This is a genomic window from Caldisericota bacterium (assembly GCA_034717215.1).
Lineage (GTDB): Bacteria > Caldisericota > Caldisericia > Caldisericales > Caldisericaceae > UBA646.
The window spans coordinates 1-23,845 of record JAYELD010000093.1 but is presented as its reverse complement, the minus strand read 5'-3'; the positions used below and the strand labels follow the sequence as shown (position 1 = coordinate 23,845).

Genomic DNA, 23,845 nt, shown 5'->3' with positions numbered 1-23,845 from the left:
CAAATGAGCCTTAAACATATTGGCAAAGATGTTAAATATCGCCCTGATGTCTTAGAGAGAGTAACCGGGGAGGCTATATTCATTGATGACATCAAGCTTCCCGGGATGCTTCATGCTCAAATATTACGTCCAAAATATGCTCACGCTAAGATTTTATCTATCGATACAGTAGAAGCTGAAAAAATGCTTGGCGTGTATAAAGTTATAACAGGTAAGGAATGGAAAAAACATTATGGTGATTGTATAAAAGATATGATGCCTATGGCTGTGGATAAAGTTCGTCATATTGGCGATGCAGTGGCAGCAGTTGTAGCTGATACTGAAAAACATGCACGAGAGGCACTTAAAAAAATAAAAGTTGAATATGAACCACTTCCAGTCTACACAAATGCAATGGAAGCAATCAAAGAGGATGCATGCCTTATACATGAAAATAGTGATGAATATTTTCATGTATCTCCTCTTTATGAACCAATACCAAAAACAAACATTGCTGTGCATTATAGGATAAAAAAAGGTGATGCTGTCAAAGGATTTAAAGAGGCAGACGTTGTAGTAGAAAGAGAGTTTAATTTTCCGCTTATGTCATCGGCAGCCATTGAAGTACATGGCGCAATAGCTCTCTTCAGAATGGATAATACAATTGAAATTTGGACATCCAATGTGGGATCTTTTGCCGTAAGAGAGGAAGTTGCAAATTTATTTGATCTTCCTATAAGTGATGTGAGGGTTCATGTGCCATACATAGGAGGGTGTTTTGGTTATAAATCCGATCCTTCGTTAGGTCCGCTTATTGCATATATCGCAAGCTTTGCTCCTGGGCATCCAATAAAATTGAAAGTCTCAAGACAGGAAGATTTTACAAGTACGTTTTTAGGACGAGGCATAAGAACAAAAATGAAAATTGGAGCAAAGAAAAATGGCACATTTACTGCCATGGAAGCAAAACTGTACTTATCTACGGGGGCATACGCAGATACAGGATCGAATGTATTAATCGTTGCAACACAATCTGCGAGCGGAGTTTACGAATTTCCTAATGCTGACGTAACTGGATACTCTGTTTATACAAATACCCCACCAGTTGGAGCGTTGCGAGCCTACGGACATCCTGAAATACAGTTTGCTCTTGAGCGTCTTGTGGATATTGTTGCTCGCAAATTACATATGTCTCCGATTGATATCAGAAAGAAAAATTTTCTTTCTGTAGGTAAATCAAACGTTGTAGGGGAAACGATGAAGAAGAGTGATGGGAACCTGTATAAATGTATTGATAATGTGGAAAGAGCGATATTTTACAAAGAAAAACCAAAAGAAGATGAAAATTATTACTATGGAAGAGGTATTGCTGGGCTGATTAAATCTCCAAAGGCTCCAACATTTGCAGCCAAAGGATGCCATATAAAATTTAATGTTGATGGAAGTGTTTCTGTTAATATGGCTGGTGCTGATGTCGGGCAAGGGCTCTTTATCCTTGTAAGGCAGATTGCTGCAGAAGCATTAAAACTGCCATTAGAAAAAGTTAGAGTTTACAACGAAATTGATACACAATTTTCGCCATGGGAGTGGCAAACAGTGGGGTCCATGTTTACATTCCAGGGAGGTAACGCCATAATAAAAGCTGCAAATAAAGCAATCGAGATGTTGAAGAAAAATGCGGCTTTAGTACTGCATAGGGATGTTGGTGTGCTTGAATATGACGGTAATTATGTTTATGACAGATCATATCCAGATGTAAAAGTTCCTGTCAGCAAGATTTGCCGTGGTTATATTACGAAAGACGGAACAACAATTGGTGATGTTGTTCAGGTGTCAAGCGATTTTAGATTGCCAGGTGCTCAAAATCCAGATCCAGAAACTGGAATGGGAAGGACAGGCGTGAGTTATACAATGGGGGTTCAAGGGTGTGAACTTCGGATCGAAAAGAAAACGGGTAAGGTTATTATTGATAACTTTGCTACCTCTATTGACATAGGGAGAGTAATAAACCCCTCTAATGCCAGAGGGCAGGTTGTAGGCGGTGTTGTTATGGGTATTGGCGAGACTCTTATGGAAGAAATAAAATTTGATAAAAACGGAAAATTAGTTAATGCCAACCTGTTGCAGTATAAACTGCCAACAATTTATGATATGCCCGGGAAACAGACGATAGAGTTTGTAGAAACTCATGATGAAATAGGGCCATTTGGAGCACGAGGAATAGGAGAACATCCAATGGTGGGAGTAGCTCCTGCCATATTGAATGCAATCTACGATGCAATTGGTTATGATTTCTACGAAATCCCGCTTACACCAGATAAGATTAAAGCTGTAATTGATGGAGACACGGAGGTGCGGTAATGAAAAATATCACACTTATGCTGAACGGAAAAAAAGAAACAATTTATTTTGAAGAAGGTGATACACTTCTTTATGTTCTAAGAGACAGAATGGGCCTTACGGGAACAAAGTTTGGTTGTGGCTACGGGGTTTGCGGTGCTTGTACGGTAGTTGTAAGCGGAGAAGCTGTTAGGAGCTGTAAGGTTTTATTTAAAACACTCGAAGGAGCAAATATTCTTACAATAGAGGGCTTGGCTAACGGGAAAAAACTACACCCCATCCAGCAGGCATTTGTGGATGCAAATGCAGTGCAGTGCGGGTTTTGTACACCAGGGATTGTTATGGAATTATACGCTTTATTTAGTAAAGAGCCTGATGTTTCTAACGACAGGCTAAAAGAGGTTCTTAGTAAACATCTTTGCAGGTGCACGGGTTACGAATCTATTTTTAATGCAGCAAAACTTGTACAAAAAAATGAAAGTTATGCGAAACAGGATAAAAAAGATTTTGAAAGAGCAGCAAAACTTGCAAGAGAATATATGAAGGAATAAAGAAAGGAGGAGAAATAATTTGATGGAAGGAGAAGTAAAAGAATTTGACCTTGTAGTGCGAAATGCACGTACAAGAGGACTTTCCGAAACACTTGTGGATATTGGCGTTAAAGACGGACTAATCACAAGCATAGGAGAGAAGTTAAGCGGAAAAGGTGAAAAGGAAATTGATGCAAGTGGAAAACTGGCAACAGAGTCGTTTATAAATACACACCTTCACCTGTGTAAAGTATATACCCTTGAAATGATGGATGAAGAAGCACTTAAAGATTATCACGAAGCAGGTATGGGTAAAGCAATGAACGCTATTGAGTTGGCTTCCAAGATTAAGGAAAAATATGCCGAGGAGTGGATTATCGAAAATGTGAGGCGTTCAATGAAACTTGCAGCATTGAACGGGGTAACCCATATTAGAGCATTTGCAGATGTTGATAACAAGGCTAAACTTGAAGGAATTAAAGCGTTACTAAAGGCAAAAGAAGAGTTTAAAGATGTAGTGGAATTGCAAATTGTTGCGTTCCCTCAGGATGGAGTTGTAAGAGAATTCGGTGCAAAAGAACTTATCGAAGAAGCAATAAAAATGGGAGCAGATGTTGTTGGCGGAATACCCTGGATAGAGTTTACCGAAGAGGACGAGCAAACTCACATTGATGCAATGTTTGAAATTGCCAACAAATATGATAAGGATATTTCTATGCTTGTAGATGATGCAGGAGACCCAGGCCTTAGAACACTGGAAATGCTTGCTGTAAAAACGATTCAAGAAAATCGTTTTGGTAGAAGCCTTGCACACCATGCAAGAGCGATGTCAATGTATCCAGGTCCTTATTTACAGAAAGTCATTGCTCTTTTAAAAAAGGCAGAGATGGGAGTTGTAAGTGACCCTCATACAGGTCCTTTACATGCTCGCATTAGAGAGCTTCTTGATGCTGGAGTGCTTGTAGTTCTTGGGCAGGACGACATATCAGATGCATATTATCCATATGGCAGAAACAATTTATTAGAAGTAGTATTTCTTTCTTCTCACATATTGTGGATGACCTCTCGCGAAGATATGGAGAAACTGTATGATATGGTTACTGTTGATGCGGCAAAGTCAATTGGGCTAAAGAACTTTATGTTAAAAGAAGGAGCACAGGCAAATTTTGTCGTGCTAAGGGAAAACAGTGTGAGAGAGGCAATACGTAATCACGATGAGCCTCTCTATGTGATAAGTCACGGCAAGCTTGTTAACCGTGAAAAGTATCTTATTTAAGTAGTTAAATAAAAAAGGAGGAAGAACGTGAAAAGAAAAAGTATTTTAATGGGTTTAGTGTTATTTATGGTGCTTGCGCTTGTAATTTCTGGTTGTGCGCCAGAAGCTGCACCTGAGGAAAAACCAGAAGAAACGAAATTAAAAGTAGCTTCTATTTTTGCAACGCCTATTGAAGAACCATGGGATGGTTGTATACACGAAGCACTTTTAAAGGCGAGAGATGAGCTTGATGTTGATTATGAATGGGCAGAAAATATAAGTTCATCTGATTTTGAAAGAGTGGTGAGAGAATATGCAGACAAAGGATTCGACCTTATTATGGGCGATGCTTTTGGTGCTGAAGATGCCGTAAGAAGAGTGGCTAAAGATTATCCGGAAATTGCTTTTGCATTTGGTTCTGGTGGAGGACTTGCTGAACCAAATTTCTCGGTATTTGATGATTGGATTCATGAGCCAGCATATCTTGCAGGTATGATCGCAGGTAAGATTACAACAACTAATATTCTTGGTGTTGTGGGCGGTGTTCCTGTTCCTGAAGTAAATAGAATTGTAAATGCGTTTATAGAAGGTGCAAAGGAAGTAAATCCGGATGTGAAAGTAAAGGTTTCATTTATTGGATGCTGGTTCGATCCACCAAAGGCAAAAGAAGCTGCAATGGCACAGATAGATGCTGGAGCAGATGTTCTTTATGCAGAAAGATATGGTGTTATTGATGCCTGTAAAGAAAGAGATGTTTATGCTATTGGTAATATGCAGGATCAAAATTTACTTGCTCCTGAAACAGTAATTACCGGACCTATCTGGAATATGTTCCCAACAGTTAAATACCTGGTAGAGTCTATTAAACTCGGAGCTTATCAAGCCCAGGATCTTAAGGATTGGTCAATGATGGGCAAAGGTGGCGCTTATCTTGCTCCTTTCTATGGTTTTGAAGATACGCTCCCTGCAGATATTATTGAAATGGTTAAAAATAAAGAACAAGAAATTCTAGATGGAACATTTAGAGTTTCAGTAGATGAATCAACTCCAAAAGGAGACTAATTAGTAATTAACAGAGAACCAATTGAGCACAGGAAATTTCCTGTGCTCAATTGGTATTAGCGTGAGGTGAGCATGGAAAAAGTTGTGGAGATGAGAAATATCAGAAAAACCTTTTTGCATACAGTTGCAAATAATGATATTGATTTTGATATTTATAAAGGTGAAGTAGTAACTCTTCTTGGAGAAAACGGCGCTGGCAAAACAACTCTAATGAAAATTTTGTACGGGATGTATTCTATGGATAGCGGCAAAATCTATGTAAAAGGTAAAAAGGTTGATATAGAGTCTCCCAAAGATGCGATATCCCTTGGGATAGGTATGGTGCACCAGCATTTTACTTTAGTAAAATCATTCACTGTAACAGAGAATGTTATACTGGGATTGCCTCCTTCAAAAGGCATAGAAATTGATCTTGAGTCAGCAAAAAAAGACCTTATATCGTTATCAAAAAAGTATGGACTAGAGGTTAATCCAGATGCAAAAATCTGGCAGTTATCCGTAGGAGAAAAGCAGCGAGCAGAAATTATAAAAGCACTTTATCGGAACATTGATGTGCTCATACTTGACGAACCTACCGCAGTTTTGACTCCACAAGAAGCAGAAAATTTGTTTGATACGTTGAGATTATTAACAAAAGAAGGGAAAAGCGTTGTTTTTATTTCACATAAATTAGGTGAAGTTATGGAGATAAGCGATAGAATCGTTATTTTGAGAAACGGCATACTCACAGGGGAGAAAAACAAAAAAGATACAACTAAGAAAGAACTTGCGAGATTGATGGTTGGAAGGGAAGTACTAGAAATTATTGAGAAAAAAGAAATCTCAGAAAGAGGAGAGCCACTTCTCATAGCGCAGAATTTGCATGCTCTTAATGATAAAGGAATAGAGGCATTAAAGGGAATATCGTTTGAGGTGAGAAGTGGAGAAATTCTTGGAGTAGCAGGGGTATCTGGTAATGGACAGCGCGAATTAGAAGGTGTTCTTTGCGGGGTAAGAGAAAATACAGACGGTAGAATTATTTTTAAAGGCAAAGAAATAACAGGTAAAAAACCAAAAGAGATTATTAACCTCGGGATAGGAAGAATTCCAGAAGACAGGATGGAAGAAGGTCTCATATTAGATCTTCCCGTATTCGAAAATCTTATGGTTGAATCTTATGACAAAAAGCCATTATCAAGTGGATTTTTGGTAAACTATTCTCCAGTTAAAGAATTCGCAGAAAGAATAATAAAAGAATATGATGTCAAAACTCCCAGTATTTATACGACAACCAGGACGCTTTCTGGTGGCAATTTGCAAAAAGTGATACTTGGAAGAGTTCTTTCAAGGAATCCCGAGTTTATAATAGCATCTCAGCCAATACGGGGATTAGATGTAGGGGCTGCAGAATATATACATACTAAACTACTTAGCGCGAGGGCAAATGGCGTTGGGATTCTTCTTATATCAGAAGATCTTGATGAAATACTAATGCTAAGCGATAGAGTTCTTGTGGTGTACGAAGGAGAAATCATGGGTATATTGGACAGGAAAGATCTTACTATAGAGGAACTTGGGCTAATGATGACAGGCACAAGAATGGGAGGTCTCCATGAATCTAATTAGCTTTAAGTTGGAAAAAAGAACACCTCCTCCATGGTGGTTTAGAATATTAATGCCAATTCTGGCGGTAATTATATCTCTTGCAATTTCTTCTATTTTTTTGTTGATCCTCCGGAAAAATCCGTTTACAGCTTTTTATTATCTTTTCTATGGCGGGCTTGGGACGAAGTTTGCATTTTTGGAAATGCTTGTTAAGGCAACTCCGCTTATTTTGACTGGGATCGCCGTATCGATTGCGTTTCTTGCAAAATACTGGAACATTGGCGCAGAGGGGCAGCTTTATGCAGGAGCACTGCTTGCTACATGGGTTGGTATACAAAATTTTAATCTTCCTCCAGTTTTTTATGTTTTACTTGTAATTGTTGCAGGATTTGTAGGCGGTGGAGTGTGGTCTTTTATTCCTGCTTATCTCAAAGCTAAGTTTAAAGTAGATGATGTTGTTACCACGCTTCTTATGAACTATATTATGATATATTTTGTTAGCGCAATTCTAGAAGGACCCTGGAGACATCCAGTGTCACAATACCCAGAGTCAGTTAATATTGCAGAAAATGCACAGCTTATGCAATTAATTCCCCGCTCGCGAGTACATATTGGCTTTTTAATTGCTGTTGCTGTAGTTTTTGTGGCATATTTTATTGTTAAAAAAACGAAACTTGGATTTGAGATCAGGGCAACGGGATCAAACCCTAAAGCTGCCAATTTTCTTGGTATTAACACATTAAAAACTATTATTATTGCTTCAGTTCTAAGTGGTGGAATAGCAGGGCTTGCGGGCGTTAGCGAAGTTGCTGGAGTGCACTATCATCTTATTCACAATCTTTCTCCTGGCTACGGATACAGTGGTATAGTTATTGCCATGCTTGGAGGACTTAATCCTTTTGGTGTGCTATTTGCGGCTATATATTTTTCTGTTATTATTACGGGAGCTCAAATGATGAGTAGAAGCGTAGGTATACCACCATACATTGCAGATGTAATTCAAGGGATAACCCTAATTGTTATGCTTGCGATGTTGCTTTTATTTGAATATAAAATAAGTATCAGGAGGGGAAAATGAACAATTTCTTTACATCATCGTTTCTGGTAGGATTTTTTGCATCTACGATAAGAATGGCAACCCCTTTAATACTTGCAACGCTAGGAGAAGCTTTTTCTGAGCGTTCCGGGATCCTTAATCTTGGAATTGAAGGTATCATGATATTCGGTGCATTAGCAGGTTTTGTTACTACTTATTTTACCCACAGTTTATGGCTTGGTGTATTCGCTGCAACACTTTCTGGGCTTTTATTTGGATTGCTTATGGCGTTCCTTACCGTAACATTAGGGTTGAACCAGCATGTTTCTGGGTTAGGTATTACAATTTTTGCAAGCGGTCTTGCTTATTATGTGTACAGGGCAATAATTGGTTCTCCAACAATTCCTCCAACTATCACAGCATTTGATACTTTGAAAATCCCTGGGTTATGGAAAATACCATTTTTAGGTCCTATCTTATTTAACCAGTATGCTTTAACGTATATTGCCGTTATACTTGTTATTGTGTCCGGATATATTTTCTTTAAAACTTCATTTGGTTTGTCTTTGCGATCCGTGGGCGAGAATCCAGAAGCTGCAGATGCAGTTGGAGTAGATGTATATAAAATGCGTTATATTGCTCTTATGGTAGGAGGGTCGTTGATGGGTATGAGTGGTGCATTCTTTACTCTTGCACAATTTAATATGTTTATATTTGATATTGTTGCGGGAAGAGGATGGGTTGCTATAGCATTAGTTATCTTTGCTAACTGGATCCCTTCAAGAATATTTTGGGGAGCACTTCTATTTGGTGGCGTCGATGCGCTGGGATTGAGATTACAGGGAACTGCCATAAATATTCCTTTCCAGTACTTCTTAATGATGCCATATATCCTTACAATTGTAGTGCTTATCTTTACAGCAAGGAACGCATCATATCCTTCTGCACTTCTCAAACCGTACAGAAGAGAATAATATATAGTAGTCAGATTAAAGATAGATTAGGGCTGAATGTAAAGCATTCAGCTCTTTTTGTTTCCTACAAAATTATTATCAATTTGCAATATTCCTTTTTTATATTATAACTTATACGGATATCCGTATAGGGGAGAAAAAAATGAAAGATGGAATACCACTTTATATTAAGTTGCGAAACGAGCTTGTGAGAAGAATAGAAGAAGGAAAATACAATTTAGACACTCTTCTTCCTTCCGAACGAAATCTAAGAAATGAATTTAAAGTTGGTAGAGAAACGGCAAGAAGAGCAGTGATAGAACTTGAACGGCTTGGATATATACATAAAAAGCAAGGAGTGGGAGCATTTGTTGTACGGAAATATCCCATGGATCCAATAGAGCCTATGGCGAGCTTTACTGTAGAGCTTGAAGCAAGAGGAGTAAGACCAGGAGACAAACTTATCAACAAAAAGATTCTAAACCACCCGCCAAAGGTAGCGATAGAAACACTGAAAGCAGAAAAGGTTCTATACACAAGAAGAATACGTTTTACTGATGAACAATCTTTTGCAATCGAAGATTCTTATTTTCCAGTTGATTTGTTTGATTGTTTAAACAAATATAATTTTAAAGGTTCTTATTACCAGATTATTGTGCATAAATGTAAGATTCCGGTGACACGGATTAATCAAGGAATTTCTTCGAGAATCTCCACAAAAGAAGAGATGAAGCTTCTTTTGCTAAAAAAAGAAACACCAATGCTCAGTATTAACCGTACATGGTTTAACTACAATAAACCAATTTATTACCTTATTTTTAGTGCAAGGGCTGATTTATATTCATTTAAAAGTGAGGTGAGGATTTGAATGTAAAGAGTTTTTTATCAAAAGGTAAAGACATTCCTTATGAATTTATTGAAGAAGTGAAGCGTATTGTAGGTGAAAAATATGTCTCAGAAAAAGAAAGAGACCTTATCTCATACAGCGTGGATTATTGGCTTTACGGTGTTTATAAAACTCAGTTTGGTGAAATTCCTGTCATTCCATCCGCTGTGGTTTCCCCGAAAAATACAGAAGAGGTTCAAAAAGTTGTAAGACTTGCAAATAAATATCACGTGCAGATTACTCCATTTGGTGGAGGTTCAGGTGTACTTGGTGCGGCAATTCCGTTTAATGGAAGTATTATATTAAACACGCAGCGGATGAATAAATTTATTTCTCTTGACGAAGTTTCACAGGTTGCTGTATTTGAATCTGGAATCATCGGTACAAATTTAGAGAAAGAATTGAATTATAAGGGTTATTCATTGGGGAACATTCCACAATCCATTCCTTGTTCTACTGTTGGAGGTTGGGTCTCAACGCGTGCTGCTGGGCAGTTTTCTACAAAATACGGAAAGATTGAAGATATGTTGCTGGGACTTACAGCAGTATTGCCTGACGGGGAGATTCTTCGCATAAAGCCAGTATCAAGAAAATCTACAGGACCTTCTCTAAAACATATTTTTCTTGGTTCTGAAGGTACAATAGGGATTATTACGGAGGTATATCTTTCTGTGCATAAAACACCAGAGAAAGTTGTTAAAAACAGTTTTGCATTTGATTCTGTTGAAACAGCACTTGATATGGTAAGAGAAGTTGTTCAGACAGATGCAAAGCCTGCTGTGGTAAGGATTTTTGATAAGGACGAAACTGAACGTTACTTTGGCGTTGTGTCTAAGCGCGACACATATCGACAAGCTTTTGGTATTGCAAGCAAAATTCTAAAAGGAAAAGTTTCTCCAAAAGTTTTAAGCATATTAAATGAATCAAAGAATAAAATAAGTTTTGAGGGAATGGAAAAACTTGCGGGCAAAGTCGCAGTAATTTTTATTTCCGAAGGGGATGAGGATTTTGTATTCCTGGAAGATAGAGTAATTAAAAAAAAGGCAGAAGAGTATAATGGTATTTCTATCGGCGCAAAACCAGTTGACATATGGCTTAGTAAACGGTTTGATGTGCATCTGGGCCCCACAATATTACGAAACGGAGGGATTGTGGATACAATTGAAGTAGTGTCTTTATTTACGGATGCTCCCGCACTCTATAATGATATCATTGTGTCTATGTCAAACGTAAAAGGAGCAGTGTCCGTTTCTGGACATTATTCGCACTTTTATCCTGAATCAGCTTGTTTGTATATTACATTTGCAGGGTTTCCAAAAGACCAGTTAAAATATTATGAGGATACGTGGACAGCCGCGATGGAAACGACTCTACGCCATAATGGCTCTATAAGCCATCATCACGGAATAGGCTTTTTGCGGAAGCCATTTATGCAAAAGGAGCTTGGAATTGCAGGCGAAAAATTAATGAAAGATGTGATAAATGCAGTAGATAAAAATCATATTTTTAATCCTGGAAAACTTGTGGAGGGAAAAGATGAAGAAGCAGTTAAATAGATTAATAGAGTGTTCAATGTGTCCAAATATGTGCAAATTTAGTTGCCCTGTTTACCTTGCAACAGGTAATGAAGCATTTACTCCACAGAAAAAGGCGCGCCTTATACTTTACAGCAAGAAAGATTTACTTGAGGACAAAGATGGATTTTTTGATACTATATTCCAGTGTGCTCTTTGTGGAAGTTGTGTTGTAAATTGCCAATATGTCGACTTTGACATAAGAGATTTCATTGCAAATGAGCGTAACATTGCATTTGAAAAAGGTTTCGTGCCTTCTCTTGTAGGGGAGGTGCTTGAGAATTTTAACAGGTTTGGCAATCCAAGCGGTGAAAGGGAAACGATCGATAAGGGGGAAGGAGAGATAGGGTTTTTTGTCTCCTGTAATACTTTTAAGGATAAGAATATTCTTTCTGCAACTGAGAAAATTCTAAATCAAGCGCACGTAGATGTAAAGGAGTTTGGTGGTGGCGATATTTGTTGCGGTGCGCCACTCTTTTTTGCGGGAGATATGGATGGATTTAAGGAAAAAGCAGAGCAAATGGAAAAACTCATTAAAGAAAAAGGAGTTAAACGGATCATAACAAACTGTCCGACATGTATTAAAATAATGAAAAAACATTATGCAGAAGTTGGAGTAGATATAGGTGTTGACATTGTGCATGTTTTAACGTTTACCAAAGAGCTTATTGATGACGGCAAGCTATCGCTTAAAAAAGTTGAAAATAAATCCATTACATATCATGATCCATGTATTCTTGCAAAAGACCTTGATATATTAGAAACGCCGAGAGCAATTTTAAAAAATATCGGATACTCTTTACTTGAACCAGCTTATACTGAAAAGGATGCACATTGTTGTGGTGGAAAAACAAAAGTCGGCGATGGAAATACGCGTGATGCAATAAGCAGTATGAGAGAAAATGAGCTTAAAGCAACAAAAGCACCAGAGTATGTTTCTGCTTGTCCTACCTGTAAAGATGTATTAAAGTCTCTTCAAATGAAGGATATCGTAGAAATTATAGGAGATGCACTTGAATAATAAACTTTCTAAAGAAATCAACTACAGAATTTTCAAAGAGAATAAAGAAAAAGTAGAAGTAAGAATTATTGATAATGCTGTTTATCTAAATGGCAATGTTTCTTCATACGATAAATCACTTAAAGCTGGGTTTATTGCTGCTTCTTTTAATCAATTTAGAGGAGTTGTTTCGAATTTACATTACCCACTGGAAAAGAAAATTATATTTTCTGAAAAAGTTTCAGACAAACTTAATGGAATAGAGTTTGATGTAGTAATTGTTGGAGCAGGAGTGATAGGTGCAGCAATTGCACGAGAATTATCCAAATTTAATTTGAGTATAGCCGTACTGGAGAGGCACAGCGATATTGGTGTTGACCAAACCGCACATAACAATGGTATGATTCATCCTGCATTTTTAACAAAGCGCGGCACGTTAAGGTGGGAGATGAATTATAAGGGCAATGCAATGTTCGATAAAGTTGCAGTCGAACTTGACATTCCGTTTAAGAGGATAGGCACACTTATCGTTGGCGAGAATTTAAAGGAAGAGTTAATGCTTTTTGCACTTCATAGTTTAGTCAAGTGGCATAGGGACCCTCCGTCAAAGATTTTAAATAGGGAAGAATTAGATAAAGTAGAGCCCGGACTTGCACAGCATATAAAAAAGGGCCTGCTTGTATGGAATACAGGTATTATATCCCCATTTGAATTGACTATTGCTTATATGGAAAATGCTATAAGTAATGGGGTAAAATTATTCCTTGAAACTTCTGTTATCGGGGTATGTACTGAGAATAGCTTTGTTAAAGCAGTGGAAACGACGCAGGGTACCATCAAAACGCATTGCTTAATTAATGCTGCTGGTTTATACGCTGATAAGATTGCTGAATTTGCAGGAGATAGGTTTTTTACAATCCATCCCAGAATGGGAGCAACGATTATTTTTGATAAAACTTACCAACCCATGAAGACGGTACTGGGTAGCTTTAGCATGAGAAAAAATAGAAACCCGCGCTCAAAAGGTGGTGGTTTTATTCCTACAATTGACGGTAATCTCCAACTTGGTCCTACTGCCTGCGAAGTAGAAGATAGGGAGGATACTGCAACAACTTTGGGAGACATAAACGGACTTTTTGAAAAATTTGTGCCTATTCTTTCGCGTCTTAAACCAGAATATCCTAAGGCAAGCAAGGATAAAATTATTACATATTTTGCAGGAGCGAGGGCTGCGACGTTTAAGGAAGATTTTATTATCGAGCCATCACAAAAAATAAAAGGTTTGATTCATGTAGCTGGTATACAATCTCCGGGTCTCGCCTCTGCGCCTGCTATAGCCGAGAGGGTGTATGAAATTGTGAGGGATGAATTGAATCCTGATGTAAAAAATGAGTTTAATCCTGTAAGGAAAAGATTTAAACCATTTTCCGAAACGGACGAAAGCGAGATTATCAAACGCGTAAAAGAGGATTCTTTGCATGGCCATATTATTTGCAGGTGCGAGCATGTAAGTGAAAAAGAAATTGTTAATGTATTGCATAATAGTATTCCGGTAGAAAGTGTTGATGCGATAAAAAGAAGGACGCGGGCAGGTATGGGAAGATGTCAGGGTGGCTTTTGTTTGCCAAGGGTGATGGATATAATAGAGCAAGAAAAAAAATTAAAGAAGGAACGTATTACAAAAAACGGAGAAAAATCATTTATTCTGGATGGAAAAACAAAAAAGGGGGAGAAATGAAATATTTTATTGTGGTTGACGGAGGGACTCAAAATATCAAGGCATTTGTATTTGATGAAAAGGGAAATGAAATATCTAAAGGAATGCACTCCGTAACGCCATATTTTTCTGTACAGCCTGATTTTGCCGAGCAAGACGCCGAACAATATTTATCAATCGTAAAAAAAGTGACAAAAAAAGCAGTAAAAGATTCTGGTGTGTTAGAAGATGATTTTGTTGCTATTTCTATCACAACTCATAGAAGCACTATTATCCCTGTGGATAGAAATGGTAAAGTAATTCGTCCTGCGATTACCTGGCTTGATGAAAGAAAGACGGATGGTTTGTCCCTTCCGGGTGGAATAGGAAGATTATTTATAAAGATAGGAGGTATGGAGGAGACACTTAAAAAATACCAAAGACGATCAAAGTTCAACTGGCTTCGCAAGCACGAGCCAGAAAATTATAGAAAAACTTATAAGTTTCTTACCGTTTCATCGCACATATTCTATGCTCTTACAGGGGAATTTAAAGATTGTTCTTCAATGATTGTAGGACTTTTTCCAATTGATTTAAAGCAGCTTGCCTGGCACAAAAATCCGCTTGTTTATAAAGTATTTGGAGTAGAAAGGAAAAAACTTCCAGATCTTGTCTCTCCTACAGATATTGCAGGACACGTATCAAAAACAGGGGCAAAAGATTTTGGAGTGAAGGAAGGGCTTCCTATCATTATTGGTGCGGGGGACAAGCAATCAGAGCTGCTTGGGGCAGGTGGTATAGGTTGTGATATTGCAGAGGTAAGTTATGGCACAGCAGCAGTGATTGAGATGTTTAGTAAAAAATATGTGACACATCCCAGGATGGATTTTTTTACATGGGGTAGTGCTGTGCCTGACAAATGGGCTCTTGAAGGATTTGTAGGGAGAGGGTACTGGATGGTATCCTGGTTTAGAAAAGAATTTGCAAAACATGAAGAAGAACAGACAGAAAAAATGGGCATTTCGCCTGAGAATTTACTTGATAAAGAAATGAGTGAAATTCCTCCTGGTTCAGATGGATTAATTCTGCAACCCTATTGGTCACCATTTGCATTCGATCCGCACTCAAAAGGTGCAATTATAGGATTTTCTGGCAACCATACGAGAGTACATGTCTACAGGGCTATCATCGAAGGGATTGCTTATGAGGTAAAACGGCTTATGGAAATTATGCAAAAATATTCAGGTACAAAAGTTGAAGAATTGCGTGTTGGAGGAGGAGGATCCGAAAGTGATGAGATTATGCAAATTACTGCTGATGTGTTTAATCTTCCCACAATGAGAATACATACACCACACCTTTCTGCTCTTGGTGCTGCAATAGATGCATCTATTGCTCTGGGTATATATGAAAGTTTTGAAACAGCGGTAGCAAATATGGTTAGACCTGAAGAGAAATTCATTCCTATTCCAAAGAATGTAGAAATATACAATAGATTGTTTAATGAAGTGTATAAAAATGTTTATCCATCATTAAAGGGATTGTATCACAAAATATACGATATTACAAAGTGGTATGAAAAGAAAGGAGGATGATATGGGTTTATCAGAATTTTTTCAGTTTTATGTACCAACTAAAATTATCTTTGGTGAGGGAGTAGCTTCTGATTTTAGTGTAGAATTGGAAGATATGAGCGTAAAAAAGCCACTTATTGTGACGGATGAAGTAATTGAGAAATTAGGGCTTGTGGAGTATGTTGTAAATGGGTTGAAGGAAAACGGTGTTGAAGTTGGAGGTATTTTTAATGAAGTTCCACAGGATTCTTCAGTGGGTGTTGTAAATAAAATTGCAGACCTATATGAGAAAAATAGCTGCGATGGATTTATTGCGATTGAGGAGGAAGTGCATTGAAAGCTGATGTAACAGTAATTGGAGGAGGCCCCGGAGGACTTGTTTCTGCTCTTTTTGCAAAAAGAAACGGTGCAAAAAGAGTGTTGATACTTGAGAGAGAAGATGAGTTGGGGGGAATATTAAAACAATGTATCCATAATGGTTTTGGTCTTGAACTATTTAAAAAAGACCTTACAGGGCCGGAGTATGCAGAGCGGCTAATAGATGATATAAATAAAGAGGGTGTTGATTATATGCTTGACACTATGGCAATCCACCTTTCAAAAGATCGCACAATCACGGCTGTAAATTCTAAGCACGGAGTGTTTAACATCGACTCAAAAAGTATTGTTCTTGCAATGGGATGCCGCGAGCGTGCCAGAGGCAATCTTGTTATACCTGGCACCCGTCCTGCAGGCATATATACTGCTGGTGTGGCGCAGCGATTTATTAATATTGATGGATATTTGCCAGGAAAGGAAGTAGTTATTCTTGGTTCGGGAGATATTGGACTTATTATGGCAAGGCGACTTACACTGGAAGGTGCAAAAGTAAAAGGCGTATATGAAATTATGAATCACCCGGGTGGCCTTAAAAGAAATATCGTACAATGCCTGAATGATTTTGATATTCCGCTTTACCTTTCCCATACCGTGATGGAGATAAAAGGAAAGGATAGGGTTACCGGTGTTATTGTTGCAAAGGTAGATGGCAAGATGCAACCGATAAAGGGAACAGAAGAATTTGTTAAATGCGATACACTGCTTTTATCAGTGGGGCTTATCCCTGAAAATGAGCTTTCAAAAGAAGCCAATATTGAAATTTCCTCTAACACAAAAGGGCCTGTTATGACAGAAACAATGGAAACATCAGTTCTTGGCATTTTTTCTTCCGGCAATGTATCTGTTGTGTTTGACCTTGTCGATTATGTTGCTGAAACAGGGGTAATTGCAGGCAAAAATGCTGCAGAGTTTGCAAAAGAAAAATGGGAAAACAAAAAATTTATTAATATACTTCCCGGCAAAAATGTAGGGATACTTTTTCCTCAGATGTATTCGTATAGGGATGATCTTGTTATATTTTTTCGTTCAAAAAAATGGATAGAAAAAACCGTTGATATTGAAATACAACCGTTGAATATGAAGATGAGGAGATTTTATGCCCGTCCAAATGAGATGATAAGAATTAAGATATTAAAAGATAAACTTTTATCAGTAAAAGACGACATTACCGTTTCCATAAAAGAGGTGAAGGAATGATAAAGCACTTTACTTGCGTTATATGCCCTATGGGTTGTGAGATTGATGCCGAAGAAGAAAAAGGCAAAATAATTTCACTGAAAGGGAATAAGTGTGCGCGAGGAAAAGAATTTGTTGTTCAGGAACTGGAGGAACCTCTGCGTGTACTTACAACGACTGTGAGAATAGAAGGTGCAGAATTTAACATGCTTCCTGTGCGTACCGACAAGCCTATTCCCAAAAGACTCATCCCCGTAATAATGGAAGATATTGCAAAAATTGAAATTAATGCCCCTGTCAAAATGTACAAAGTTATTGTGAAAAATATTGCCGGAACTAAAGTAAACATTATTGCAACGCGTAGTATGTAGTCGTTTGGTTATTAGATTTATCGAGTATTGTATAATAGATTTGAGAGTATGAGGTAGTTGACGATGGATAAAAATAGTTGCTCTGGCCATTTATCGTAAGTACATATGTAGGTCCTGAAACAACTGTGTAAGCCGCACCAAGAGGAGTAGCAAGATCTTGGAATTTTACATAGATATGTCCGTTCACATTGTAACCATTTTTTGTGGTAGAATAACAGACAGCAGGATAATCTCCTGACTTATCGCTTATGTTGGAAAATACAATTGGAGTTGTTGGATAATAAGAAGCTGAAGAAACACTCTGTGTGGAGAATAAATTCAGCCCAAAAATTACTATTATTAGAATTGAGAGAGTCATTTTAACAACTTGCAAAGGCCTAACTTCTTTTGTAATATTCTTCATTATAGTATGATCTCCTTGTATAATTTTTTATTTTTGCCTTTTAAGACAATTAATAAAAACTCTTTTCTTCTTGCCTCTGATTCTTTTTTAATATTTTATACCTTTTTCCTCTTTGCACAATTTTCGCTCAGTTGTTACCGGCTTCTGTACAAGATAATCCTCAATTTGCCTTTTATTCATCAGCTTATGACTCTCATACTGCACTGCCTCCTTTAAATAAAGTTTCCTTAAAATAATGTCTGTTTGTTAAAGTCGGGATTGCTACTTCACTCGTTTCCCAAGCTCCTCACAATATACGATGATCACCTTTTCTTCATTTTTTATTATCGCCTTTTAAAAAATTCTCCTTCTATATATTAGACACCTAACTTGCAAAAAAGTTCCGTTTTTTTAAGAGAACTTTCGGACTTTTTTCTGTTATTCTCATAAATGCCTCTTTAAACCGCTATTTTTTGAATAACTTTTACATTTATCTTTTTATTCAATATTTTTACATTCACTTGTGCCACCTCCCTCAAATAAAGTTTTCCTTTTCCGCATTTCTTTCTGCTACATTATCTATCAAAAACTTCTTCTCTCATATATTTAGATCCATAAGTCGGAAAATTTTCCATGATTTTCATAAGAATTTTAAATATTTTTTGTATTATTTTTAGTTAGATATTTCGTTAGCCTTTTAAGTGGCATTCTTTGTTTTGCTGTAACCAAAGAAATACTTTTGAGTTTATTGTAAGATAAGAACAAGATTTGATAAACTGTATTCCTTTGAAATGACCGAGATTACTCTGTTGTTTCGCCATTTGTGACAGTACTTATGTTATTTTTTGATATTCATTTATTTTTTTACAAATGAAATAAGTGATAGATAATTTTTTTTGAAAATAAGCTGCTATTTAATAATATTCTAACTGTATTCTTTTGCTTTTTCTTTGTTTTCTAATACTCTTCTTACACCTCGTGCAATTGCTTCCATTTCGTGCTCGCCGGGATATACAAACAGAGGGGCAATAAAGGTTACATATTCTTTTATACCGTTTATAAGTTGCTCTGAATTGGCAAGTCCACCCGTAAGCACAATTGCATCTACTTCCCCCCTCATTACTGTGGCGTGTTTCCCTATTTCTTTTGCAATCTGGTAGACCATGGCATCAAATACCAGTTTTGCATATTTGTTGCCATCTGCAATCATCTTTTCTACTTTTATTAATGAATTTGTCTCAAGGTGAGAAACAAGCCCGCCTTTACCTGCAAGGGATTTTTTGATTTCTTCTTTTGTATATTTTCCTGAGAAGCACATATCAACAACTGCAATATTTGGCAGATCTCCCGCGCGCTCTGGTGAAAATGGCCCATCACCGTTTAAAGCATCGTTTACATCAATTATTCTTCCCTTTTTGTGTGAAGCAACGGATATGCCGCCACCTAAGTGTGCTACAATAAAATTTCCTTCGCCGTATGTGATACCTAATTTCTTTGCTGCTTCTCTTGCTGCTGCTTTCTGATTTAATGGATGATCTTTTGCTCTTCTTTCAATGCCTTTAAGTCCGGTAACTTTCGCAACAAGCTGCATTTCATCCACAATAACTGGGTCAACAATGAATGCGGGGATTCCTACTTCGTTTGCAAGTGTATAAGCGAGTGGTGCTCCAAGGTTTGATGCATGCTCCCCGTATTGCAAGCCCATAAGGTCTTCAATCATTTTTTCATTAACCCTGTATGTCCCTGATTCAAGGGGGTGCGTATTGCCTCCTCTTGCACCAATTGCATCAAAATCATTTAAGTTGAATCTAGCTTTTTTGAGTGCATTTAAAACAATTTGTTTTCTGAATTCAAACTGGTCTGGTATATGGGGGAATTTCGCAATTTCTTCTTTTTGGTGATCGAGTTTTTCTTTATAAACTTCTTTTTTATCCTCGAATATACTTATTTTTGTGGATGTAGAACCTGGATTTATGACGAGAATTTTCATTTGTTCTCTCCAGCCATTGCTGAAGCAACGATTAGCGAATAGAATTTTATTTCTGTGGTATCTCCCCTGGACGGCAGAATACATGGTGCTGTTGTTCCAAGCAGAACGGCAGCTGTTTTTGCATTAAGGAGCTTTGTAGCGCATTTGTAGAAAACATTTCCTGTTTCTATATTTGGGAATATGAGGATGTCTGCGTCTCCTGCTACTTTCGAATCTACCTTTTTTATTTCAGCTGCTACTTTCGATACGGCAAGATCCATTGACAATGGCCCGTCGATGGTACAGTTTTTAATCTGTCCACGTCTGTTCATCTGTGCGATAATTGCAGCATCTATTGTGGATTCCATCTTTGGATTTACTGTTTCTACTGCGGATAGTATAGCAACTTTCGGGTTTTTTATCCCGATTTTTATTGCAACATCCACGCAGTATTTAACCTGCTGAATCTTCATTTCTAAAGTTGGCTTGATAATGACTCCTGGATCAGACACAATAAGAAGTTTGTGATAAGTAGGCACTTCAATAAAAGCCGCATTGGAGAGTAATTTTCCTTCTGGCAAAAGCCCGTATTCCTTATTTAGTATTCCCTTGAGGTATTTTGAAGAGCTTACAATTCCCTTCATTAAAATATCTGCTCTTCCTTCTCTCACAGCTTTAACAGCAAGTTTTATTGCTTTGTCATCGTCTTCTACATTAACAATTTCCATAAGAGATGTATCAATATTGTTTTTTTGCGCTATCTCTTCTACTTTGGTTTTTCTTACAAAATTTATTACATTAAACATCCCTTCTTTTATCCCCTTTTCAGCTGCCTGTAAACTGTGAAAATCTTCGCCAAACGCTATTGCTACTCTTTTTTTAGGCCTTCCTTCTACTATTTTTACTATGTCATCTATTTTTTTTATTTCCATTTTTGCGCCTTCCTTTCTTAATGAATTGTAATAAGAAATGCTATTTTTTCCAAGTATTATTGGTATATTATTGTAAAAAATTATGTTTTAAAAAATTTTATATAGGTGTTGACTTTATTATATCTTTTGATAATCTTGATGTGGAATTTAACTAATAAATAGACATATAAAAAAAGGAGATGAAAATATGGGCAGCATTTTAATCAAAACTGAAATTCCCGGTCCAAAGAGTAGAATTATTGAAGAAAAAAGGGCAAAATATGTTGCTTCCACGATGGGTTCTCTGGCGTCATTTTATGCAAAAAAAGGTCATGGTGCCGTTATAGAAGATGTAGATGGTAATAAGTTTATTGATTTCACTGGCGGTTGGGGATGTCTTACTGTCGGTCATACGCCCGAAAAAGTTGTAAATGCCATTAAAGACCAGGTGGAAAAATATCTTCACACTGATTTCACAGCGGTGCCGTACGAACCGTTTGCGGATCTTGCAAAGATGATTGCAGAGAGAGCTCCGGGAGATTTTGAAAAACAAGTAGGGTTCTTTAATAGTGGCGCAGAAGCTGTTGAAAATGCAGTGAAGATTGCTAAAGGTGTTACAAAGAGAAAAGGAATTGTTGTGTTTGATTATGCTTTCCATGGCAGAACTCTTTTGACAATGACAATGACTCATAGAGCAATGCCATACAAGTATATTTACGGTCCTTTTGCGTCAGAAGTTTACAGATTACCTTTCCCGAATTCTCATGTGAATAAACTAAAGGTTAGTGATTTTGAACAAATTCTGAAAGACCATGTATGTCCAGAAAATATTGCAGCAGTTGTCATTGAGCCAATTCAGGGAGAAGGCGGATTTAATATTCCACCTGAAGGATTCTTAGAAGAAATACGGCGAGTAACTGAAAAGTATGGCATTATGTTTGTTGCAGATGAAGTGCAGAGCGGGTATGGGAGAACAGGAAAGCTTTTTGCCATACAAAATTGGAATGTTATTCCAGATCTCATTTCTTTAGGTAAATCTATTGCAGCAGGACTTCCTCTGTCAGCAGTTGTTGGAAATAAAAAATATTTTGATAGTTTACCGAATAGTTCTATTGGAAGCACATTTGGTGGAAATCCACTAGCTTGTAGGGCAGGGATTGAGGTGATAAATATTATCGAAGAAGAGCATTTGCTGGAGAGGGCAGTATACCTTGGAGGCATCATTAAAAAACGGCTTAATGAAATAAAGAAAAAATATCCAGCAATAGGAGAAACAAGAGGCATTAGCGCACTTAGGGCAATAGAGTTTATTAAAGATAGAGATACGTGGGAGCCAGATAGCGATACTGCAAAAGCTGTAATCCAGGAAGCAATGAAGAATGGATTAATTCTTGCAGGAGCGGGGATTCATGGTAACGTTATTCGTTTTCTTATCCCACTTGTGATTACTGACGAACAGCTAAACGAAGGATTGGATGTACTTGATAGAGCAATTGGAACAGTAACAAAGTAGAAAATATAAATAAAGTATAGCACAGAGCCCGGTTTTATGACGGGCTCTGTTTTTTTAAAAATTTTATAGAGATTTTTCTTGACAAACGAATTTTTCTTATTAAAATGTTCATCAAATGGAAAAAATAAAGGTAAGCAGTTCTAAGAATTTTTTTAGTTGGATGTGGTGGTGCCTCGAAGACATAAAATCTTCCGGGGTTTATTTGGATACTGCTTAGCCCGCACGTAACATAACTATAATTTGTTTAAAAGGCCTCGGAAACGAGGCCTTTTTTATTTTCTGTTTTAAAAATTTAGATAAGGAGGAAAGAAATGAAGAAAGTATTATTGAATGAAAATGAACTGCCAAAAAGGTGGTACAATGCATTACCTGACCTTCCTGAGCCTCTACCACCGCCCATCGACCCTGAGACGAAACAGCCAGTAAGGCCAGAACAACTTGAGCGGGTTTTTTCAAAGGAGTGTGTGAAACAGGAAATGTCTGATAAGCACTTTATTGACATTCCGAAAGAGTTATTGGAAGCTTATGCAATGTGGCGTCCAACTCCTCTTGTACGTGCTGAAAATTTTGAAAAGGCAATTGGTACAAAGGCAAAGATATTTTACAAAAATGAGTCTGTTTCGCCTCCAGGGTCCCATAAACCAAATACTGCACTTGCACAGGCATACTACAACAAGAGAGAAGGTATAAAAAAACTTGTTACTGAAACAGGTGCGGGACAGTGGGGGTCGGCGCTTTCATTTGCCGGAGCTCAGCTTGGAGTTGAAGTTAAAGTTTATATGGTAAAGGTAAGCTATGAACAGAAACCATACAGGAAGTCTCTAATGGAAACCTGGGGTGGAAAGTGTTACTCATCCCCAACGGATATGACGCAGATTGGGAGAAAAATGCGAGAAGAGTTCCCTGGAACTTCTGGCAGCTTGGGGATTGCAATATCTGAAGCAGTTGAGGATGCAGCAACTCATAGTGATGTAAAATACGCAATGGGAAGTGTAGCAAACCATGTTTTACTTCACCAGACTATTATAGGGCTTGAAACGGAGAAGCAACTTAACAAGGCAGATGTAAAACCTACGATTTTGATTGGGTGTGTTGGCGGTGGAAGTAACTTTGGTGGATTTATGTTGCCATTTCTTCCAAGGAAACTTAATGGAGAAAATATTCGTTTTATTGCAGTTGAACCAAAAGCTTGTCCTACATTTACTAAAGGAAAGTACAGGTATGATTACGGTGATACTGGTAAGGTTACCCCTCTTTTTAAAATGTTTACGCTTGGTAGTTCATTTGTTCCTCCTACTATTCATGCCGGGGGGTTGAGGTATCATGGAGATTCGCCTATCTTGAGTCTCTTAAAAAAATTAAACTTGCTTGAAGCGCAGGCTTACTATCAAAGGGAAGTTTTTGGAGTAGGCGTTCTCTTTGCAAGAACAGAAGGGATCCTCCCTGCGCCTGAGACAAATCATGCAATAAAAGCAGTGGCTGAAGAAGCAAAAAAGGCAACAAAAAATGATGTAATTGTATTTAATTTCTCCGGGCACGGACACTTTGATCTTGCAGCATACGATGCATATTTTAATGGAGAGCTGCATGATTACGAATATCCTGAAGAGGAGATAGAAAGAGCAATAAAAAATCTTCCGGAGATTTAAAATTAGCGGGCGTGTGGAATAACGCCG

20 protein-coding genes are annotated in these 23,845 nt (G+C 37.6%); 17 read left to right on the top strand and 3 right to left on the bottom strand.

The features are described from left to right. The first annotated feature begins 3 nt into the window (after window positions 1-3). From U9Q18_03990 to U9Q18_03920, 15 genes are all read left to right on the top strand, one after another. Window positions 4-2,340 (top strand): xanthine dehydrogenase family protein molybdopterin-binding subunit, encoded by a 2,337-nt coding sequence (locus tag U9Q18_03990; protein ID MEA3313516.1) that lies wholly within the window; start codon window positions 4-6, stop codon window positions 2,338-2,340. Further along, complete coding sequence (locus U9Q18_03985) at window positions 2,340-2,870, top strand: (2Fe-2S)-binding protein (GenBank protein MEA3313515.1); 531 nt, start codon at window positions 2,340-2,342, stop codon at window positions 2,868-2,870. The genes U9Q18_03990 and U9Q18_03985 overlap by 1 nt, the downstream gene beginning before the upstream one ends. Before the next feature lie 22 nt (window positions 2,871-2,892). Beyond that, the gene (locus tag U9Q18_03980) at window positions 2,893-4,125 is read left to right on the top strand and encodes an amidohydrolase family protein (protein ID MEA3313514.1); all 1,233 of its coding nucleotides are present in this window, start codon (window positions 2,893-2,895) and stop codon (window positions 4,123-4,125) included. A 27-nt stretch (window positions 4,126-4,152) separates the two neighbouring features. Continuing rightward, on the top strand, window positions 4,153-5,166 hold the full coding sequence (locus U9Q18_03975; protein ID MEA3313513.1) for a BMP family protein: 1,014 nt from the start codon (window positions 4,153-4,155) through the stop codon (window positions 5,164-5,166). Window positions 5,167-5,238: 72 nt separating this feature from the next. Further along, window positions 5,239-6,771, top strand: coding sequence for an ABC transporter ATP-binding protein (locus U9Q18_03970; protein MEA3313512.1), 1,533 nt, complete (start codon window positions 5,239-5,241; stop codon window positions 6,769-6,771). After that, the gene (locus tag U9Q18_03965) at window positions 6,758-7,828 is read left to right on the top strand and encodes an ABC transporter permease (protein ID MEA3313511.1); all 1,071 of its coding nucleotides are present in this window, start codon (window positions 6,758-6,760) and stop codon (window positions 7,826-7,828) included. Before U9Q18_03970 ends, U9Q18_03965 begins: the two co-directional genes overlap by 14 nt. Continuing rightward, window positions 7,825-8,760 (top strand): ABC transporter permease, encoded by a 936-nt coding sequence (locus U9Q18_03960; GenBank protein MEA3313510.1) that lies wholly within the window; start codon window positions 7,825-7,827, stop codon window positions 8,758-8,760. Before U9Q18_03965 ends, U9Q18_03960 begins: the two co-directional genes overlap by 4 nt. 142 nt (window positions 8,761-8,902) lie before the next feature. Next, window positions 8,903-9,607 (top strand): GntR family transcriptional regulator, encoded by a 705-nt coding sequence (locus tag U9Q18_03955; GenBank protein MEA3313509.1) that lies wholly within the window; start codon window positions 8,903-8,905, stop codon window positions 9,605-9,607. Further along, the gene (locus U9Q18_03950) at window positions 9,604-11,181 is read left to right on the top strand and encodes an FAD-binding oxidoreductase (GenBank protein ID MEA3313508.1); all 1,578 of its coding nucleotides are present in this window, start codon (window positions 9,604-9,606) and stop codon (window positions 11,179-11,181) included. The genes U9Q18_03955 and U9Q18_03950 overlap by 4 nt, the downstream gene beginning before the upstream one ends. Then, on the top strand, window positions 11,162-12,220 hold the full coding sequence (locus U9Q18_03945; GenBank protein MEA3313507.1) for a (Fe-S)-binding protein: 1,059 nt from the start codon (window positions 11,162-11,164) through the stop codon (window positions 12,218-12,220). Before U9Q18_03950 ends, U9Q18_03945 begins: the two co-directional genes overlap by 20 nt. After that, complete coding sequence (locus U9Q18_03940; protein MEA3313506.1) at window positions 12,213-13,937, top strand: NAD(P)/FAD-dependent oxidoreductase; 1,725 nt, start codon at window positions 12,213-12,215, stop codon at window positions 13,935-13,937. Before U9Q18_03945 ends, U9Q18_03940 begins: the two co-directional genes overlap by 8 nt. Continuing rightward, window positions 13,934-15,490: an FGGY-family carbohydrate kinase gene (locus U9Q18_03935; protein ID MEA3313505.1), complete on the top strand. Its 1,557-nt coding sequence runs from the start codon at window positions 13,934-13,936 to the stop codon at window positions 15,488-15,490. Before U9Q18_03940 ends, U9Q18_03935 begins: the two co-directional genes overlap by 4 nt. 1 nt (window position 15,491) lies before the next feature. Then, window positions 15,492-15,806 (top strand): iron-containing alcohol dehydrogenase, encoded by a 315-nt coding sequence (locus U9Q18_03930; protein ID MEA3313504.1) that lies wholly within the window; start codon window positions 15,492-15,494, stop codon window positions 15,804-15,806. Next, window positions 15,803-17,044 (top strand): NAD(P)/FAD-dependent oxidoreductase, encoded by a 1,242-nt coding sequence (locus U9Q18_03925; GenBank protein MEA3313503.1) that lies wholly within the window; start codon window positions 15,803-15,805, stop codon window positions 17,042-17,044. The genes U9Q18_03930 and U9Q18_03925 overlap by 4 nt, the downstream gene beginning before the upstream one ends. Beyond that, a complete protein-coding gene (locus U9Q18_03920) occupies window positions 17,041-17,394 on the top strand; it encodes a DUF1667 domain-containing protein (GenBank protein ID MEA3313502.1) in 354 nt (117 codons plus the stop codon). Before U9Q18_03925 ends, U9Q18_03920 begins: the two co-directional genes overlap by 4 nt. On the opposite strand, the gene U9Q18_03915 is transcribed toward U9Q18_03920, so the two are convergent. The 3 genes from U9Q18_03915 to U9Q18_03905 all read right to left on the bottom strand — a co-directional run bounded on the left by U9Q18_03915 (window position 17,372) and on the right by U9Q18_03905 (window position 20,677). Continuing rightward, window positions 17,372-17,797 carry a hypothetical protein gene (locus tag U9Q18_03915; protein ID MEA3313501.1) on the bottom strand — a complete coding sequence of 142 codons (426 nt, stop codon included), beginning with the start codon at window positions 17,795-17,797 and terminating at the stop codon, window positions 17,372-17,374. The genes U9Q18_03920 and U9Q18_03915 overlap by 23 nt on opposite strands. 904 nt (window positions 17,798-18,701) lie before the next feature. After that, on the bottom strand, window positions 18,702-19,766 hold the full coding sequence (gene buk, locus U9Q18_03910; protein ID MEA3313500.1) for a butyrate kinase: 1,065 nt from the start codon (window positions 19,764-19,766) through the stop codon (window positions 18,702-18,704). Further along, on the bottom strand, window positions 19,763-20,677 hold the full coding sequence (locus U9Q18_03905) for a phosphate acyltransferase (protein MEA3313499.1): 915 nt from the start codon (window positions 20,675-20,677) through the stop codon (window positions 19,763-19,765). Before U9Q18_03905 ends, buk begins: the two co-directional genes overlap by 4 nt. 187 nt (window positions 20,678-20,864) lie before the next feature. Between U9Q18_03905 and U9Q18_03900 the strand changes: the two genes are divergently transcribed. Further along, window positions 20,865-22,169 (top strand): aspartate aminotransferase family protein, encoded by a 1,305-nt coding sequence (locus U9Q18_03900; GenBank protein ID MEA3313498.1) that lies wholly within the window; start codon window positions 20,865-20,867, stop codon window positions 22,167-22,169. Between the two features lie 311 nt (window positions 22,170-22,480). Beyond that, a complete protein-coding gene (locus U9Q18_03895) occupies window positions 22,481-23,818 on the top strand; it encodes a TrpB-like pyridoxal phosphate-dependent enzyme (protein MEA3313497.1) in 1,338 nt (445 codons plus the stop codon). Window positions 23,819-23,845: the final 27 nt, after the last annotated feature.

Bases quoted from the DNA above. Each gene is read 5' to 3' on its own strand.
- U9Q18_03990 (MEA3313516.1), top strand. From the start codon at position 4: ATGAGCCTTAAACATATTGGCAAAGATGTTAAATATCGCCCTGATGTC.
- U9Q18_03985 (MEA3313515.1), top strand. From the start codon at position 2,340: ATGAAAAATATCACACTTATGCTGAACGGAAAAAAAGAAACAATTTAT.
- U9Q18_03980 (MEA3313514.1), top strand. From the start codon at position 2,893: ATGGAAGGAGAAGTAAAAGAATTTGACCTTGTAGTGCGAAATGCACGT.
- U9Q18_03970 (MEA3313512.1), top strand. From the start codon at position 5,239: ATGGAAAAAGTTGTGGAGATGAGAAATATCAGAAAAACCTTTTTGCAT.
- U9Q18_03965 (MEA3313511.1), top strand. From the start codon at position 6,758: ATGAATCTAATTAGCTTTAAGTTGGAAAAAAGAACACCTCCTCCATGG.
- U9Q18_03960 (MEA3313510.1), top strand. From the start codon at position 7,825: ATGAACAATTTCTTTACATCATCGTTTCTGGTAGGATTTTTTGCATCT.
- U9Q18_03955 (MEA3313509.1), top strand. From the start codon at position 8,903: ATGAAAGATGGAATACCACTTTATATTAAGTTGCGAAACGAGCTTGTG.
- U9Q18_03945 (MEA3313507.1), top strand. From the start codon at position 11,162: ATGAAGAAGCAGTTAAATAGATTAATAGAGTGTTCAATGTGTCCAAAT.
- U9Q18_03935 (MEA3313505.1), top strand. From the start codon at position 13,934: ATGAAATATTTTATTGTGGTTGACGGAGGGACTCAAAATATCAAGGCA.
- U9Q18_03930 (MEA3313504.1), top strand. From the start codon at position 15,492: ATGGGTTTATCAGAATTTTTTCAGTTTTATGTACCAACTAAAATTATC.
- U9Q18_03920 (MEA3313502.1), top strand. From the start codon at position 17,041: ATGATAAAGCACTTTACTTGCGTTATATGCCCTATGGGTTGTGAGATT.
- U9Q18_03915 (MEA3313501.1), bottom strand. From the start codon at position 17,797: ATGAAGAATATTACAAAAGAAGTTAGGCCTTTGCAAGTTGTTAAAATG.
- buk (MEA3313500.1), bottom strand. From the start codon at position 19,766: ATGAAAATTCTCGTCATAAATCCAGGTTCTACATCCACAAAAATAAGT.
- U9Q18_03905 (MEA3313499.1), bottom strand. From the start codon at position 20,677: ATGGAAATAAAAAAAATAGATGACATAGTAAAAATAGTAGAAGGAAGG.
- U9Q18_03900 (MEA3313498.1), top strand. From the start codon at position 20,865: ATGGGCAGCATTTTAATCAAAACTGAAATTCCCGGTCCAAAGAGTAGA.
- U9Q18_03895 (MEA3313497.1), top strand. From the start codon at position 22,481: ATGAAGAAAGTATTATTGAATGAAAATGAACTGCCAAAAAGGTGGTAC.